Genomic DNA, 15,320 nt, shown 5'->3' with positions numbered 1-15,320 from the left:
AATTGCGTCAGTCGATGGCGAGCAGCTCCACTTCGAAGATAAGCAGGGAGCCGGGCAGGATCTTGCCGGTGGCGCGGTTGCCGTAGCCCAACCTGGACGGGATGAAGAAGCGGGCCTTCTCGCCGACCGTCATCAGCTGTACCCCTTCGGTCCAGCCCGGTATCACCTGATTGAGACCAAATTCGATGGGCTCGCCACGGGCGATGGAGCTGTCGAAGACGGTGCCATCGAGCAACTTGCCCTCGTAGTGCACCTTGACCTTGCTGCTGGCGCTGGGGTGCATGCCGCCTTCGCCTTCGGCCAGTACTTGATATTGCAGGCCGGACTCGGTGGTCACTATGCCCGGCTTGGCCTTGTTCTCGGCGAGGAAGAGATCGCCGGCGCGGATATTCTCCTCGGCCAGCTTCTTGTTGTTATTGCTTGAGTAGAAATAGAAGACCGCCAGAGCGATCAGGATGGCGATCAGCACAAATTTCATCACTAAATCCTTGTAAGACAATGAGATGAATATCTTATCCCAGTGGGTCGAACTGGGGTAGCAAAAGGGCGCTAATCGCGCCCTTCCTTGCCGAGTGAATCGACTCAGTTAAGCCCGGGGGCCGGTTATTTTGCCAGGGCCATCATCAGCGCAGGCAGGGCGAAGAAGAGGCCGCCCACATAACCCAGTGCCAGCAACTTGTTCTCGCTGCCGACCCTTGCCAGCCACTCGGCGGCCAGGATGGGCAGTTCGCGCAGGAAGGGCAGCCCATAGATGAGCACCACGGCGAAGACGTTGAACAGCACATGCACCAGGGCGATGGTCAGCGCCAGTTCGGCACCGCTGCCGCCGATGGCGGTGGCCGCCAGCAGGGCCGTGATGGTGGTGCCTATGTTGGCGCCCAGGGTGAAGGGGTAGAGCTGGCGAGTGGTGAACACGCCGCCGCCGGCCAGAGGGATCATCAGGCTGGTGGTGGTGGAAGAGGATTGCACCATGATGGTCACCAGGGTGCCCGAGGCGATACCGGTGAGGGGGCCACGGCCCAGGGCCTTGTGCAGCAGCCCCTTGGCGCGACCGACCAGCACCTTTTGCAACACCTTGCCCAGATAGGTGACCGAGCCCAGGATCAGCAGGATACCGATGGCGATGGTGGCCAGGGCGGGGCCTTTACCGGGCAAGAAGGCGACGGCGGCATCGATGAGCTGCATGGCGGGGGCGGTGAGCGGCTTCATGAAGTCCATGCCCTTCATCGACATGTCGCTCGATCCGACCAGCAGATGGGCCAGGAACTCGGCACTGTGCTGCAAGACACCGAAGGCGAGCTCCAGGGGCAGGAAGATGAACACGGCCATCAGGTTGAAGAAGTCATGGACAGTGGCGGCGGCAAAGGCACGGCGAAACTCGGTTCTGTCGCGGATATGACCCATGGAGACGATGGTGTTGGTGATGGTGGTGCCGAGGTTGGCACCCATCACCATGGGAATGGCCATGGCCAGCGGCAGGCCACCGGCGACCAGACCGACGATGACCGAGGTCACGGTGCTGGATGATTGCACCAGGGCCGTGGCCAGGATGCCGAGCAGCAGGGCGACGAAGGGGTTGTTGGCGAAGGCAAAGATTTCGGCCGCACCCTCGGCGCCGCCGGAGAACAATTTGAAGCCGTGGGAGACGGCTCCCACCGCTACCAGTATCAGGTAGACCAGCGCTATGACAGTTATCCAGTGGAACAGCGCACGATGGGAGGAGACGTGCTGCTGTGGCAAGGAGTCAGGGTTGTGCATAAAGCCTCTTGGGACGGCGCTGGCCGTCTGCTGATGAATTTGACCGGCGCATTACAGCAAGGCTTGATGACACTTTTATGACAAAGTGACGTTTTGATGATGATTTGATGACAGCGTGCGCACCGTGGCGCTGTCACCTTCAGAGGGAGGAAAAACGGTCTGCCTATCCTCTTGCCGACACCTCGGCCAACGGGTGCGTTTGGCCGCAGCCTGGCGTTAGACGTTGACCGACACAAGTGATTGATGTGTCATTAATACTTGTCCTCCCTGCTCAGGCCGTTAGACTAGGCGGTCGTTTTTCAGCTATCGCGAGTCTGTCATGAAGCATTGGTCTCTCTCTCTATTTCCCCTGATCCTGGTATCCCTCTCTGCTCAGGCTGACGTTCTTCCCTCTGGTTGCAGTGCCGGACAGGTGGCGGTGGGGTCGGCCGTCAATGGCACCACGGGTATCAATAGCCGATGTTCTGCGGCCAGCGCCAAGCAGCGGGTCGACAAAGTCGTGGACAATCCTGCTGACTACGCCAAGCGCAAGGCGGCTCAGGCGACCGGGGTGGATGATGCCTATTACAAGGCGCGCAATACCAAGCAGCGAGTCGAGAATGCGGTGGACGACCCGGCTGACTACGCCAAGCGCAAGGCGGCTCAGGCGACCGGGGTGGATGATGCCTATTACAAGGCGCGCAATACCAAGCAGCGAGTCGAGAATGCGGTGGATGACCCGGCTGACTATGCCAAGCGCAAGGCGGCCCAGGCGACCGGGGTGGATGATGCCTATTACAAGGCGCGCAACACCAAGCAGCGAGTCGAGAATGCCGTGGATAATCCTGGCCGGGCGGCAGCCAGAAGATTGATACGCTAAGCACCGCGCGCTGGGGCAAGCACTCTGCGCCAGGTTGCGACAACCCAAGACGTCTCGATGAGAGTGGGACTGGCTCCCTGATAGGGGGCGTGGTGGCCATTGAACCGGGTCTGCTCGGGCCACAGGCTCTCTTGGCCAGGCCTGTCTCACCCTATGGCGCCAGTTACCCGCTCAAGGGGGCTGAATGGATGTGTCTTGCTCCTTGCACACATCTCCCTACACTGGGAGATATTCATTCGCCATCAAAAGTGAGTCTGTCATGAAAAAACTGCTGCTCTGTCTCTCCCTCTGCCTGATCACCCTGGGTGCCCAGGCGGGTGTCATCAACCCGGATTGTACCCCTGAGAAAGCGGTCAAGGGCGCGGCCATGAAGGCCACCGTCGGGGTGGGCGGGCGTTGCTCCGCCGCCGAAACGGCCAAAGACTCGGTCGGCCTGGATGATAAGAAGGGCGCATTGAACGACGCCAAGGGTTCGGTGGGCGATGCTAAGGGCAAGGTCGAAAATGCCGTCGATGATCCTGCAAAAGCGGCCACCAAGGCATTGATCAAATAAGGCTCGACGCGCCCAGGGGATCACAGCCAGAGCGGCTAACAAAGGGGAGTCCATGACTCTCCTTTTGCTTATCTGGCACTTGGGGGGTGGCTGCGCAGCCGCTGATGGGTGGATTGTGAATGATAAAAGGGGAGCTAATGGCTCCCCTTTTTGCTTGCTGTGAACGGCGTGGCTTATTGCAGCTCGGCCTCTTCGTACTCCCGCAGGGGCGCCTGGGAGAGCTTGATGCGCAGCACCAGGTAGACCAGACCCAGGCCAGCCCATATGAGACCCAGATAGAGGGAGCTCAGCTCCAGGTTGAGCCAGAGCAGGCCTATGGTCGCGGCGCCACACAGGGGCAGCAGCAGGAAGCAGACCGTGTCCTTGAGGGTCTTGTTACGCTGCTCGCGCACATAGAACTGGGCGATCACCGACAGGTTGACGAAGGTGAAGGCGACCAGGGCGCCGAAGTTGACCAGCGCCAGGGCGATGTCCAGATCGAAGGAGACGGCGGAGAGTGCCAGGGCACCGACCAGCAGCACGTTGATGGCCGGGGTACGCCAGGTGGGGTGCACATAGCTGAACACCTTCTCGGGCAGGACGCCATCGCGGCCCATCACGTAGAGGATCCGTGACACGCCAGCGTGGGCCGCCATGCCCGAGGCCAGTACGGCGACCGTGGTGCTGACCAGCACTATGCTCTGGAACAGCTTGCCACCGACGTAGAGGGCGATCTCCGGCAGCACGGCATCGGGCTCCTTGAAGCGGCTGATGTCCGGGAAATAGAGCTGCAGGAAGTAGGAGACCAGCACGAAGATGATGCCGCCGATGAGGGCGGTCAGCAGGATGGCGCGGGGGATCACCTTGCCGGCGTTGGGGGTCTCTTCACTGAGCGAGCTCAGGCCATCGAAGCCCAGGAATGAGAAGCAGAGGATGGTGGCGCCGGTAAAGAGCGGCAGCAAGGCGGTGTGCTCCGAATAGAAGGGACGGCTGCTCAGCACACTCCCTTCTCCCTCGCCGAAGTAGACCGCATGGGCCATCAGGGCGAGGAATACCAGTATGATGGCGACCTGCACCAGCACGATCAGGCCATTGAAGTTGGCCACCAGATTGATGCCGCGCAGGTTGAGCAGGGTCATCACGCTCACCAGTCCGAAGATAAAGATCCAGGGTTCGACCCCGGGGAACATGGCGGTCAGGTAAATCTTGGCCAGCAGCATGTTGATCATCGGCATGAAGAGGTAGTCGAGCAGGGACGACCAGCCCACCATGAAGCCCACATAGGGATGGAAGGTCTTCTGGGTGTAGGTGTAGGCCGAGCCGGCGGAGGGATACTTGCGCACCAGATGACCGTAGCTGATGGCGGTGAACAGTATCCCGGCCAGGGCCAGCAGGTAGGAGGTGGCGACGTGGCCGCTGGTGATGTCGGAGACCATGGCGAAGGTGTCGAACACCGCCATGGGGGTCAGGTAGGCGAGGCCGATGACCACGACTTGCCATAATTTGAGGGTTTTTTTGAGGCGAACCGGTGCATCAGACATCAGCGAACCTCCTGCATTGCCGCCAGGGCATGGTCATGGCGAGACGCCAGGGGACTGAACAGACGCACACTCGACAGAGTGGTGCAGAGGTCGTTGGCAATCGCGTTGCCAAGGCTGACTCCGGCGAGCGGAGACGAAGTATAAGAGAGCCCCATCTTGTTCCTCATAGCGGCATAAATCATGGGTGGGTTCGCGCCATCTATGAGTGCGACCCCGGATATCATTTCCGGGAAAAGGCCCGGCCTCGGTTTGGTGGTAAACAACAAAATGAAAATAACCGACTTGGCAACCAAGTCGGTTATTTTAGCGGCGCGCATTTTGCCCCAGATGGACGGGGATGACAACCCATGGCAGCCCGGTGGAGTGCAAATATTTGGTGCAAGTTCAGGGGCTTGTTCTGGGGTAAAGACTCAGCCCGGGCACCGGGCCCGGGCTGAGGTTGCCGGTATCCGCCCTAGGCGAGGGCGGCGGTCAGGGCCCGCTCCAGTTTGTCCAGCCCCTCGTCTACCAGCGTCGGTGCGGCGGTGAGCGGCGCCAGGAAGCGGATGACGTTGGCCCGCACGCCGCAGGAGAGCAATACCAGCCCCTGTTTGCCCGCCTCGGCCACCAGACGCTTGGTGAGATCGGCGTCCGGTTGGCGGGCATCGCGGCCCTTGACCAGCTCCATGGCCACCATGGCGCCCGGGCCACGGATATCGCCGATGCAGTCGAAACGCTCGGCAAGCTGGTGCAAGCGGGCTTTGAGCTGCTCGCCCTGGGCCTGGGCGCGCCGATTGAGTTGCTCCTCCTCAATGACGTCGAGCACCGCCAGGGCGGCGGCGCAGGCGATGGGGGAGCCCGCATAGGTGCCCCCCAGGCCACCGGGTTTGGCGGCGTTCATGATAGCCGCCTTGCCGACCACGGCCGAGAGCGGGAAGCCACCGGCCAGGCTCTTGGCCAGGGTCATGATGTCCGGCTCTATGCCGCTGTATTCGGTGGCGAAGGTCTTGCCGGTGCGGCAGAAACCGCTCTGGATCTCGTCGCAGATGAGCACGATACCGTGCTGATCGCAGACGTTGCGCAAACTCTGCATGAAGCCGGGGGAGGCCGGGTAGAAGCCCCCTTCGCCCTGTACCGGCTCAATGATGATGGCCGCGACCCGGGTCGGCTCTATGTCGGCACTGAAGCAGAGATCCAGTGCGGCCAAGGCATCGGCCTCACTCACCCCCAGATAATCGGCGGGGAAGGGCAGGTGATAGACCTCTCCCGGCAGGGGGCCGAACCCTGTCTTGTAGGGCACCACTTTGCCGGTGAGCGCCATGCCCATCATGGTGCGGCCATGGAAGCCCCCCTTGAAGGCGATGGTGCCGCTGCGACCGGTATGGGCGCGGGCTATCTTGATGGCGTTCTCCACCGCCTCGGCACCGGTGGAGAGAAACAGGGTACGCTTGGGGGTCGATCCCGGTACCAGGGCATTGAGTTTCTCCGCAAGCTCGATGTAGCCGGGGTAGGGGGTAACCTGGAAGCAGGTGTGGCTGAATTTTTCCAGTTGCTCGCGCACGGCGGCCACCACCTTGGGGTGGTTGTGGCCGGTGTTGAGCACGGCGATGCCCGAGGCAAAGTCGATGTAGCGGTTGCCCTCCACATCCCACAGCTCGGCATTCTGGGCCCTGTCGATAAAGACCGGCATCAGGGTGCCCACGCCGTTGACCACGGCGGCTTCGCGGCGCGCTTGCCAGGATTGATTACTCATCTTGATTCTCCCATCAGGGGCAAGCCCCTCACTGTATGTTGATGAGTCGGCAGCCTGGCTGTCGCTCCCCATCCTTAGGTTGTCCATCACAGGGGGCCTGGTTGTCCTGCGCCCCACTACTGGTGAATAAAATATCCATTAATTTGTTTTATTATGCAATGGAGCCGAAGCAGAGATATTTGGTTTCCAGATACTCATCGAGTCCCTCGGCGGCCCCTTCCCGGCCCAGGCCAGACTCCTTGATGCCGCCAAAGGGCGCCAGCTCGGTAGAGATGATCCCTTCGTTGATGCCCACCATGCCGTACTCAAGACGTTCGGCGACCCGCCACACCCGGGCGATGTCACGGCCATAGAAGTAAGCGGCCAGGCCGTAAGGGGTGTCGTTGGCGATGGCGATGGCCTCGGCTTCGGTCTCAAAGCGCACCAAGGGCGCGACGGGGCCGAAGATCTCCTCCTGCAGAATGGGGTTATCGGCCTGGACGTGGGTCAATATGGTCGGGCTGTAGAAGAGGGGGCCAGCGCTGTGGATCTTGCCACCTACCAGTATCTGGGCACCGGCAGCCTGAGCCTGCTCCACCAGGGTGGCGACCTTGTCGGCGGCGGTCTGGTTGATGAGGGGGCCAATCTGGCTGCCTTCACCAAGGCCATCTCCCACCTTGAAGGCGCGCACCGCGGCGGCCAGCTTCTCGGCGAAGGCGTCATAGACGCTGGCCTGCACCAATATGCGGTTGGCGCAGACGCAGGTCTGGCCCGCATTGCGGTATTTGGAGGCGAGGGCCCCGGTCACGGCGGCGTCCAAGTCCGCATCGTCGAACACGATGAAGGGGGCGTTGCCGCCCAACTCCAGGGAGACGCGCTTCATGGTGTCGGCGCATTGGCGCATCAACAGCTTGCCGATGCGGGTCGAGCCGGTGAAAGAGAGCTTGCGCACCAGGGGGTTGGCACAGAGCTCATCCCCGACGATGGCGGCCTGATGGGAGGTGACTATGTTGATCACCCCGGCCGGAATAGCGGCCTGCTCGGCCAGTGCAGCCAGGGCCAGGGCGCACAGGGGAGTTTCGGCGGCGGGCTTGATGACGATGGTGCAACCGGCGGCCAGGGCCGGGCCTGCCTTGCGGGTGATCATGGCGATGGGGAAGTTCCAGGGGGTGATGGCGGCCACGACCCCGACCGGCTGCTTGATGGTGGCCAGGCGCCTGTCGCCACTGAATCCTGGTATGGTGCGGCCGTAGGCGCGCTTGCCCTCTTCCGCGAACCACTGGATAAAGCTGGCACCGTAGGCGACTTCCCCCTTGGCCTCGGCCAGGGGCTTGCCCTGCTCCCGGGTCATCAGCCGCGCCAGGGCATCCTGGTTCGCCATGATGAGCTCATACCAGCGCATCAGTCTGGCACTGCGCTCCTTGGCGGTGAGTGCCGCCCAGGCAGGCTGAGCAGCATGGGCGGCTTCGATGGCGGCCTGGGTATCGGCACCATCCATGTCCGGCACCCGGGTGATGAGTTCACCCGTGGCCGGGTTGGTCACCTCGAACTGGCGACCGCTGTGGGCCTGGCACCAGCGGCCATCTATATAGGCAAGGGAGTGAGTCAGGGGTTCGAGCTGCGCTGTCAGTGACATGGGGGCCTCGGCGGTAGATTCAGGGCGTTCTGGATGGGATGACATGGCATTATCCGGCACGCTTGCTGTATAGAATAATAAGCACTGGATGACCATAATGGCCGCCACTTTGTTTTTCAAGTGTTAAATGCGGTTGCCCAGGGCGGTGTTGGCGTGCTAGAAGTGGTGTCATTGACAGATTTGCGGTCATGGGTGTGCAAAATAATGAACGGAAGGCGCAATCCGTTCGATGCACAAGCCACCCAGCTCCGCCCCCCGAAAAGGGACCAGGCAAGGCCCCATTTCAGCCATTATTGAGCGCAATCTTGTGAGGAACGAGGGATCATGACCGAACATGTGAAGAGCTACTACGCCGCCAGTGCCAATACCCATGCGCCTTTCCCCAGTCTGGATGAACAGCTTGAGTGCGATGTCTGCATCATAGGGGCCGGCTATACCGGCCTGTCCAGTGCCCTGCATCTGGTGGAGAAGGGCTATTCGGTGGTGGTGCTGGAGGCGGCCAGGGTCGGTTTCGGCGCCAGCGGTCGCAACGGTGGCCAGATAGTCAACTCCTACAGCCGCGACATCGACAACATAGAGGCGAGCTGCCCGCCGGATCAGGCCAGGCTGCTCGGCAGCATGTTGTTTGAGGGGGGGGACATCATTCGCGAGCGCATCAAACGCTACGACATTCAATGTGACTTGCAGCAGGGTGGCGTCTTTGCCGCCGATACCGAGCGTCAGCTGCACGAGCTCAAGGCCCAGCAACTGCGCTGGCGCAAATGGGGCAACGATCAGCTGGAGCTGCTGGATAAAGAGGGGATACGCCAGGTGGTGGGTAGCGATCGCTACGTCGGCGGCCTGCTCGACAAGCGCGGTGGCCATATCCATCCCCTCAATCTGGCGCTGGGGGAGGCCGAGGCCATTCGCAGCCAGGGTGGGCGCATCTTCGAGCAGTCAGCGGTCACCAGCATAGAGCCGGGTCAACCGGCGCTGGTGCGCACCGCCAAGGGGGCGGTCAAGGCACGCTTCGTGGTGGTGGCGGGTAATGCCTATCTGGGGGATCTGGTGCCGGAATTGGCGGGCAAGAGCATGCCCTGTGGCACCCAGGTAGTGACCACCGAGGTGATAGGCGAGGAGCGTGCCCGGCAACTGCTGCCGCAGAACTACTGCATGGAGGATTGCAACTACCTGCTCGACTACTACCGCACCACAGGGGATCACCGCCTGATCTACGGCGGCGGTGTCGTCTATGGCGCCCGGGATCCCGCCGACATCGAACGGCTCATCATCCCCAAAATGCTCAAGACCTTCCCTCAGCTGGCCGACGTCAAAGTGGAATACACCTGGACCGGCAACTTTCTGCTGACCATGTCGCGCCTGCCGCAGTTTGGCCGCATCGGCCCCAACATCTATTACATGCAGGGCTACAGTGGCCACGGCGTTACTTGCACCCATCTGGCGGGCAAGTTGCTCTCCGAGGTGTTGAGCGGCCAGGCGGAGCGCTTCGACGCTTTCGCCAAGCTCCCCCACTACCCCTTCCCGGGCGGCCGTCTGTTCCGCATCCCTTTCACCGCCGCCGGCGCTGCCTGGTACAGCCTGCGGGATCGGTTGGGGGTGTGAGCGATGGCAGTCGTCCAATAACAAGAGACCGCCTGAGGGCGGTCTCTTTCATGCAGTCCTGGTCATTGCGCCAGACATTTGAGTTGCTGGCCACTGGGAGGGTTGTGCCAGTCGATGGGGCCGTGGGTGAAACGGTATTGCAGGCGGGGCAGCACGACGTCCAACCATTCATGGCGAAAGTAGTCGTAGCCCTCATCCCAGTCCGGATCATTGGCCCAACCGGTCTGCAGCAGATGGAGGCGGGTGCCCTGGTCTTCGGGCACGAAACGCAGGCTGACCTGGGTCTTCTGCTGGCGCACATGGGGCAAGTGGGGGGGGAAATTCCAGCTGAAACTGAGCAAGTCATGGGGCATGACGGCCATGACCCGGCACCCCTCGCTGCCCCGCTCGCCATGGGGAGCATCGGGGCGGAAGTAGATCTCGAACGGGCCATTGGGTTCGGCCACCATCAGGCACTCCGGGGCGAGAAAGCTGCGTAGCCCGCTCTCCGTGGTCCAGGCATGCCAGACATCATCTAGGTGGGCGGGAATAAAGATGTTACCTTCAAGTTGCTTGTTATCCATGGTCGGCAAACCTCACACATCCGTAGGCGGGACCCGGGCAGTATAGCCCCTCATCTGTTCAAATTAACAGCAGCTCGCCTGCTTGTGAACCGGTTCCTGTCACCCATCTGGGGTAAGCTGATAGCCAATAGCGCGCTCGAGCCGGGCCATGCAAGGGAGAGAGGTTGATGATCAGAGCCATGACTGAAGCGGATGTGGCACCATTATCCCGTCTGTTTCAAAAAGGACGTCGCCAGACGTTTCATTGGGTAGATCCTTCGCAATTTGCGCTGGAAGATTTTACCGAGCAGATCAGCGGCGAGCAGATCTGGGTCGCAGAGCAGGGAGGCACTCCCTGCGGTTTCATCGCCATCTGGGCGCCAGACAGTTTCGTTCATCATCTCTATGTTTCCGCCGATTGGCATGGTCAGGGGATGGGGCGTGCCCTGCTGGAGAAGGCACTGGCCGAGTTGCCCAGACCCGCTTCCCTCAAGGTGGCCATCAATAACACCGCCGCCATTGCCTTCTATCGGCGTCTCGGCTGGGAGCCGACCGAGGAGACGGGATTGTGCGAGGTCACCGGGCCCTGGCGCAGGCTCTGCCTCTATTGATCCATACGGGTCGGTGAGTTCATCGGCCATCCATGGTTTCAACAATGAAGAAGGGCTGCCCTGAGGCAGCCCTTCTTCATTTATCTTGATGGCGCCAATGAGCTGGCCCCTGGGGGAGCTCAGAGCGTTTCACCGTTGCTTTTTATCACCCCTTGGTACCAGTGGAAGCTCTGCTTCTTGCTGCGCGCCTGACTGCCGCTGCCATCGTCGTGTTTGTCCACATAGATGAAGCCGTAGCGTTTGCGATACTCCCCCGTGGTGAAGGAGACGCAATCGATGCAGCCCCAGGGGGTGTAGCCCATCAGTTCGACCCCGTCCTCAATCACCGCTTTTTTCATCTGTGCGATGTGGGCGCTGAGGTATTCGATGCGGTAGTCATCTTGTACCTCACCGTTCTCACCCGGCTTGTCCAGGGCGCCGAAGCCGTTCTCGACGATGAACAGCGGCTTGTTGTAGCGCTCGTAGAGAATATTGAGGCTGTAACGCAGGCCGACCGGGTCTATCTGCCAACCCCAGTCCGAAGCCTTGAGGTGCGGGTTGGGCACCCCGCCCTCGAAGCCTGACAGGGCGGTGCCGCTGCCCTGATGGTGGGCACGTACCACATTGCTCATGTAGTAGCTCAGGCCGATGTAGTCGACGCAACCCTCGCGCAGTATCTGTTCGTCACCGGGCTCCATGACTATCTGGTAGCCCTTGCGCTGCCACTCCTTGCGGATATAGCTCGGATAGGCGCCACGGACATGGACATCGCTGAACAAGAAACGCTCGCGCATCGCCTCCTGGGCATACATCACATCGTCCGGATGGCAGGAGTAGGGATAGAGGGGCACCATGGCTATCATGCAGCCGATCTGGAACTCAGGGTTGATCTCGTGGCCAAGTTTGACCACCTGGGCGCTGGCCACAAACTGGTGGTGCAGTACCTGATACATGCACTCTTCCGGGTTCGGTTCCTGGTTGTAGATAACGCCGGAGCAGCAGTAGCCAAACAGGGGAGAGCGCCAGTTACGCTGGTTGTTGATCTCGTTGAAGGTCATCCAGTATTTGACCTTGTGCTGATAGCGGCGCAGCACTGTCTCGCTAAAGCGCACGAAGAACTCGACCAGCTTGCGGTGCTTCCAGCCTCCGTACTCCTTGACCAGGTGCCAGGGCATTTCGAAATGGGAGAGGGTAATGACGGGCTCTATGCCATGTTTGAGCAGTTCATCGAACAGGTCGTCATAAAATTGCAGGCCCTGCTCGTTGGGAACCAGCTCGTCGCCCTTGGGGAAGATGCGCGACCAGGCGATGGAGGTGCGAAAGCATTTGAAGCCCATTTCGGCCAGCAGGGCTATGTCCTGCTGGTAGTGGTGATAAAAATCCACCGCCTCATGGTTGCCATAGTGATAACCGGGCAGTATGCCGTCGGTGATGACCCTATCGACCCCATGGGCGCCACTCGATAGCACGTCCACTATGCTGGGCCCTTTACCGCCCTGATCCCAGGCCCCTTCTACCTGATGGGCCGCGACTGCGCCGCCCCACAGAAAGTCTTTTGGTAATCCTTGCTGTTTCATTGGCTTCTCTCTCATCAAGGCCCGAATAAGGGCATGGAATGGGTGATCCTCGCCGAGCAATCGGTAAGAGCCCCATGATTGGGCGCGGTTCAGGGCGAGGTGTGATGGGCTGATGTTAGCAAAGCAAATAACAAAGTCACGATATAACGAAATAGGTTATTCGTGACTTGTCACAATCAAAAAACAAGTTGTTTTCAGGCCGGAGGATTGGCCGTCAGTCGGCGGCCTATGGTCTCGATGATATAAACAACGGGCACTTGGGTCGTGATATTATGGTTGTGGCCAACCATGAACTGCGGCATGTGGTAGGAGAGATTAAAGTCTGCCAGTTTAGCCAGCGAACAGGTCTCGCTATTAGTAATGCTGATTATTTTACATTTGTGGAAACTGAATTTTTGCGCCAACTTCAACATGTCCTGCGTTTCACCAGAGACCGAGAGAATAATGGCGACGGCATTATGAAAGGTGTCGGTGCTAATAGGGTAATAGGGGTCGTCGATATGGTTGCTGAACTTGCCGACGTTGGAGAAGAATCTGGCTCCATATTTGCCGAGGGAGCCCGAGGTGCCGACTCCGACGAACAGGACACGCTCGGCATCCGAGATCAGGGCGGCGGCTTGATCGATCAGGGTCTCGAACTCGGGGTTGTTGATGCTCTTGAAAAAACTCATCAGCTCATTGACCCCGAAGCGGGCAACCGATGCCGTGTCTTGCTCCAATGAGAGCTTGAAGCGGATCCGAAACTCGGAAAAACCCGTGCAGCCCAGCTTCTTGCAAAAACGCAGTACCGTGGTGGTCGACACCCCGGCCGCCTGTGCCAGCTCACGGATCCGCATGTAGGGGATCTGCTCCCTGTGCTTGATGACATAGTGATACACCATCAGCTCTAGTTCGTTGAAGGTGGAGAGGGAGAGGTGATCGAACATGATGGGAGCCGCCGGGTCGCTATCAGTAGTGCCAGAAAGAGCCATGATGGCAACGATACCACGGCTTGTAAATTGGAACCTGCCCGGATATGAGTACTTTTAGAATGCGGATTGACTTAATGACTATTAACGATGTCATCGACCTAGTATTAAAAAGCATGTTTCAACATATATGATTTTGGGATGAAATCAATCAACTATAGATGTATGGCTTGTTGAAAAGCTTTTAAATTAAAATAAATAACATCAACTTAATTTAAATATCATTTTGATTGAGATTATTTAAGAGGTTGAGGTAACCTTCAGTCGGTTATTTTCATGAAGGTGTTTTCCAGTGACTGGTAGTCTTATTTTTGGATTTAACAAACACGCCATCCATGATGGCAGAGAGTAAACAAGAGCAGACTTACCAAATAAAACAAAGGACTAACCTCTGATGAGGCTAGTCCTTTGACTTGGCTGGTGCCGGAAACAGGAGTCGAACCTGCGACCTTCGCATTACGAAGTCATGTGATTACTGTCTAACCCGGTATTGTACAATCCAATATAAATCCACTAAATAGATTAAATTCAGTTGGTTAGGTTTTTGTCTTGTTCATTGTTGTCCAACGCGGAACAACCCTATACGATGCCAAATGTGGTACCCCATGTGGTACCCCAATATGAGGTTTTAGGATGATATCTCAAGATCGACAGGTCGCGGCGGCAGAGCTTAAAGAAGATGCAACTGCAACCCGATTTGCTATCAGCTCTAAACACGGTAACGGGTTGTCACTCGAAGTCAGGGCCGGTAAGCAAAAGCGTTTCGTGTATCGATTTAGGCTGCTGGGTAAACAGCAGACCATGGTTCTGGGGCTGTACCCGGCAATGGGCCTTGCTCAAGCTCGCGAGCGGCATTGTATCGCTGTGGGGCAAGTCAAGCAGGGCATAGATCCCCGCCAGGCTATTGCCGAGACGAAGCAAAAGAACGAGCAGATGCTCGTGCTTGATGAGTTGTTTGAACAGTGGCTTGTCCACAAAGCCAGCGTCAAACGCCGTGATGGGGTTCGTTCTGAAATCAGCCCTCGAACCGTCTCTGATTACCGTCGTATCTATCAAACCCACTTACAAAAGGCGCTTGGCAACTATCGTATCTGCGATATCACCATGGCAGTGTTGCACCAGCACTATCAGAAGTTGCAGAAGGTCTCTCTGGAAGGGCTGCGCAAAGCGATGGGGATCATGCACCAGATGATGGAGGAGGCGATGCGGCGACAACTCATCGAGATGAGCCCCACATTGGCGCTTAAACCCAGGGTGTATAGTGCAACACCCAATCCACCTCGGGAGCGATGGTTGCCTGTCAGTGAACTACGAGCGCTATGGCAAGCGTTAGAGGAGGGGATCACAGGAGGTGGCGCTTTGGCTGCTGGTGGTCGTGGCATTGCAGCGACCTCAGTCCTGTCCGGCAGTGTCGCCAACGCAATCAAAATGATTATCCTGAGCGCTGTTCGTCGAGGGGAGGTGATCTCGATGCAGTGGGCACACCTGGATGGCGACCGCTGGACCATACCTGAGACCAAAAGTGGGCGACCACACGTGGTGACCTTGTCACCACTGGCTCAGGAGATCATTGCAGAGCAGCGAATGATAGCCTCGCCCACCAGCCCCTATGTGTTCGAATCGATGACAAGACGTGGGCATGCGATCACGGGTGATGCTCTTATGCGAGCCATTGAGCGGTTGCAGAAGCGTAAGCTAGCCGAACTTGACCCCTTCAGCGTGCACGATCTGCGGCGTAGCGTCGCAAACTGCTGCGGTATTGAACTTGGTGCCGGACCTCTGGAAATTGAGCATATGCTGAACCACCAGATCAGTGACAAGCTGCTGCGAACTTATCAGGCAGGCGCTCTGCGTAACCCAGAAAAACTTAGGAGCCTGTTTCTTCGATGGGGGGAGTTTGTGAAGCAACGGATAGTCCAACATGAAGTGGAAAAATCACCAGCTCTTGGCGGTAACGTCATCCAAGGCCGATTCGGTAAACGCTGAGCAGCGTGTTAAATCCAT

14 protein-coding genes are annotated in these 15,320 nt (G+C 58.9%); 5 read left to right on the top strand and 9 right to left on the bottom strand.

Annotation, left to right across the window (positions count from 1 at the left end; all coding sequences use genetic code 11):
- Positions 1 to 7 precede the first annotated feature (7 nt).
- Positions 8 to 478: an FKBP-type peptidyl-prolyl cis-trans isomerase gene (locus BN1130_RS04780; RefSeq protein WP_042040639.1), complete on the bottom strand. Its 471-nt coding sequence runs from the start codon at positions 476 to 478 to the stop codon at positions 8 to 10.
- A 125-nt stretch (positions 479 to 603) separates the two neighbouring features.
- Complete coding sequence (locus tag BN1130_RS04775) at positions 604 to 1,758, bottom strand: Na/Pi symporter (protein ID WP_042040636.1); 1,155 nt, start codon at positions 1,756 to 1,758, stop codon at positions 604 to 606.
- 319 nt (positions 1,759 to 2,077) lie between these two features.
- Between BN1130_RS04775 and BN1130_RS04770 the strand changes: the two genes are divergently transcribed.
- Both BN1130_RS04770 and BN1130_RS04765 read left to right on the top strand, forming a co-directional pair.
- A complete protein-coding gene (locus BN1130_RS04770; protein WP_157013904.1) occupies positions 2,078 to 2,617 on the top strand; it encodes a hypothetical protein in 540 nt (179 codons plus the stop codon).
- Positions 2,618 to 2,876: 259 nt separating this feature from the next.
- Positions 2,877 to 3,170, top strand: coding sequence for a hypothetical protein (locus BN1130_RS04765; RefSeq protein ID WP_042040634.1), 294 nt, complete (start codon positions 2,877 to 2,879; stop codon positions 3,168 to 3,170).
- Between the two features lie 173 nt (positions 3,171 to 3,343).
- On the opposite strand, the gene BN1130_RS04760 is transcribed toward BN1130_RS04765, so the two are convergent.
- The 4 genes from BN1130_RS04760 to BN1130_RS04745 form a co-directional block, all read right to left on the bottom strand.
- The gene (locus tag BN1130_RS04760) at positions 3,344 to 4,690 is read right to left on the bottom strand and encodes an APC family permease (protein WP_042040632.1); all 1,347 of its coding nucleotides are present in this window, start codon (positions 4,688 to 4,690) and stop codon (positions 3,344 to 3,346) included.
- Complete coding sequence (locus BN1130_RS22125) at positions 4,690 to 4,845, bottom strand: hypothetical protein (protein WP_157013903.1); 156 nt, start codon at positions 4,843 to 4,845, stop codon at positions 4,690 to 4,692. Before BN1130_RS22125 ends, BN1130_RS04760 begins: the two co-directional genes overlap by 1 nt.
- A gap of 299 nt (positions 4,846 to 5,144) precedes the next feature.
- Positions 5,145 to 6,422, bottom strand: a complete 1,278-nt coding sequence (gene gabT / locus BN1130_RS04750) for a 4-aminobutyrate--2-oxoglutarate transaminase (RefSeq protein WP_042040630.1) — start codon at positions 6,420 to 6,422, stop codon at positions 5,145 to 5,147.
- Between the two features lie 151 nt (positions 6,423 to 6,573).
- A complete protein-coding gene (locus BN1130_RS04745) occupies positions 6,574 to 8,037 on the bottom strand; it encodes an NAD-dependent succinate-semialdehyde dehydrogenase (protein ID WP_042040992.1) in 1,464 nt (487 codons plus the stop codon).
- 324 nt (positions 8,038 to 8,361) lie between these two features.
- On the opposite strand from BN1130_RS04745, the gene BN1130_RS04740 reads away from it, so the two are divergent.
- The gene (locus BN1130_RS04740) at positions 8,362 to 9,639 is read left to right on the top strand and encodes an NAD(P)/FAD-dependent oxidoreductase (RefSeq protein WP_042040628.1); all 1,278 of its coding nucleotides are present in this window, start codon (positions 8,362 to 8,364) and stop codon (positions 9,637 to 9,639) included.
- A 62-nt stretch (positions 9,640 to 9,701) separates the two neighbouring features.
- Here the strand turns inward: BN1130_RS04740 and BN1130_RS04735 are convergent, their stop codons facing one another.
- The gene (locus BN1130_RS04735) at positions 9,702 to 10,202 is read right to left on the bottom strand and encodes an SRPBCC family protein (RefSeq protein WP_042040626.1); all 501 of its coding nucleotides are present in this window, start codon (positions 10,200 to 10,202) and stop codon (positions 9,702 to 9,704) included.
- 167 nt (positions 10,203 to 10,369) lie between these two features.
- On the opposite strand from BN1130_RS04735, the gene BN1130_RS04730 reads away from it, so the two are divergent.
- Complete coding sequence (locus BN1130_RS04730; RefSeq protein WP_005906398.1) at positions 10,370 to 10,792, top strand: GNAT family N-acetyltransferase; 423 nt, start codon at positions 10,370 to 10,372, stop codon at positions 10,790 to 10,792.
- A gap of 119 nt (positions 10,793 to 10,911) precedes the next feature.
- On the opposite strand, the gene BN1130_RS04725 is transcribed toward BN1130_RS04730, so the two are convergent.
- Positions 10,912 to 12,348 (bottom strand): 6-phospho-beta-glucosidase, encoded by a 1,437-nt coding sequence (locus BN1130_RS04725; protein ID WP_042040625.1) that lies wholly within the window; start codon positions 12,346 to 12,348, stop codon positions 10,912 to 10,914.
- Between the two features lie 194 nt (positions 12,349 to 12,542).
- Positions 12,543 to 13,319 (bottom strand): MurR/RpiR family transcriptional regulator, encoded by a 777-nt coding sequence (locus BN1130_RS04720; protein WP_232301929.1) that lies wholly within the window; start codon positions 13,317 to 13,319, stop codon positions 12,543 to 12,545.
- A gap of 630 nt (positions 13,320 to 13,949) precedes the next feature.
- Between BN1130_RS04720 and BN1130_RS04715 the strand changes: the two genes are divergently transcribed.
- Positions 13,950 to 15,302 (top strand): tyrosine-type recombinase/integrase, encoded by a 1,353-nt coding sequence (locus tag BN1130_RS04715; protein WP_042040623.1) that lies wholly within the window; start codon positions 13,950 to 13,952, stop codon positions 15,300 to 15,302.
- Positions 15,303 to 15,320 lie beyond the last annotated feature (18 nt).

The sequence above is a fragment of the Aeromonas rivuli genome, from assembly GCF_000820045.1.
Lineage (GTDB): Bacteria > Pseudomonadota > Gammaproteobacteria > Enterobacterales > Aeromonadaceae > Aeromonas > Aeromonas rivuli.
Note: the sequence above shows the minus strand (reverse complement) of the source record. Positions and strands in the feature narration are given on the sequence as shown.

Coding starts and splice junctions, on each gene's coding strand:
- BN1130_RS04780 (WP_042040639.1), bottom strand. CDS start 478: ATGAAATTTGTGCTGATCGCCATCCTGATCGCTCTGGCGGTCTTCTAT.
- BN1130_RS04775 (WP_042040636.1), bottom strand. CDS start 1,758: ATGCACAACCCTGACTCCTTGCCACAGCAGCACGTCTCCTCCCATCGT.
- BN1130_RS04770 (WP_157013904.1), top strand. CDS start 2,078: ATGAAGCATTGGTCTCTCTCTCTATTTCCCCTGATCCTGGTATCCCTC.
- BN1130_RS04765 (WP_042040634.1), top strand. CDS start 2,877: ATGAAAAAACTGCTGCTCTGTCTCTCCCTCTGCCTGATCACCCTGGGT.
- BN1130_RS04760 (WP_042040632.1), bottom strand. CDS start 4,690: ATGTCTGATGCACCGGTTCGCCTCAAAAAAACCCTCAAATTATGGCAA.
- BN1130_RS22125 (WP_157013903.1), bottom strand. CDS start 4,845: ATGGGGCTCTCTTATACTTCGTCTCCGCTCGCCGGAGTCAGCCTTGGC.
- gabT (WP_042040630.1), bottom strand. CDS start 6,422: ATGAGTAATCAATCCTGGCAAGCGCGCCGCGAAGCCGCCGTGGTCAAC.
- BN1130_RS04745 (WP_042040992.1), bottom strand. CDS start 8,037: ATGTCACTGACAGCGCAGCTCGAACCCCTGACTCACTCCCTTGCCTAT.
- BN1130_RS04740 (WP_042040628.1), top strand. CDS start 8,362: ATGACCGAACATGTGAAGAGCTACTACGCCGCCAGTGCCAATACCCAT.
- BN1130_RS04735 (WP_042040626.1), bottom strand. CDS start 10,202: ATGGATAACAAGCAACTTGAAGGTAACATCTTTATTCCCGCCCACCTA.
- BN1130_RS04730 (WP_005906398.1), top strand. CDS start 10,370: ATGATCAGAGCCATGACTGAAGCGGATGTGGCACCATTATCCCGTCTG.
- BN1130_RS04725 (WP_042040625.1), bottom strand. CDS start 12,348: ATGAAACAGCAAGGATTACCAAAAGACTTTCTGTGGGGCGGCGCAGTC.
- BN1130_RS04720 (WP_232301929.1), bottom strand. CDS start 13,319: ATGGCTCTTTCTGGCACTACTGATAGCGACCCGGCGGCTCCCATCATG.
- BN1130_RS04715 (WP_042040623.1), top strand. CDS start 13,950: ATGATATCTCAAGATCGACAGGTCGCGGCGGCAGAGCTTAAAGAAGAT.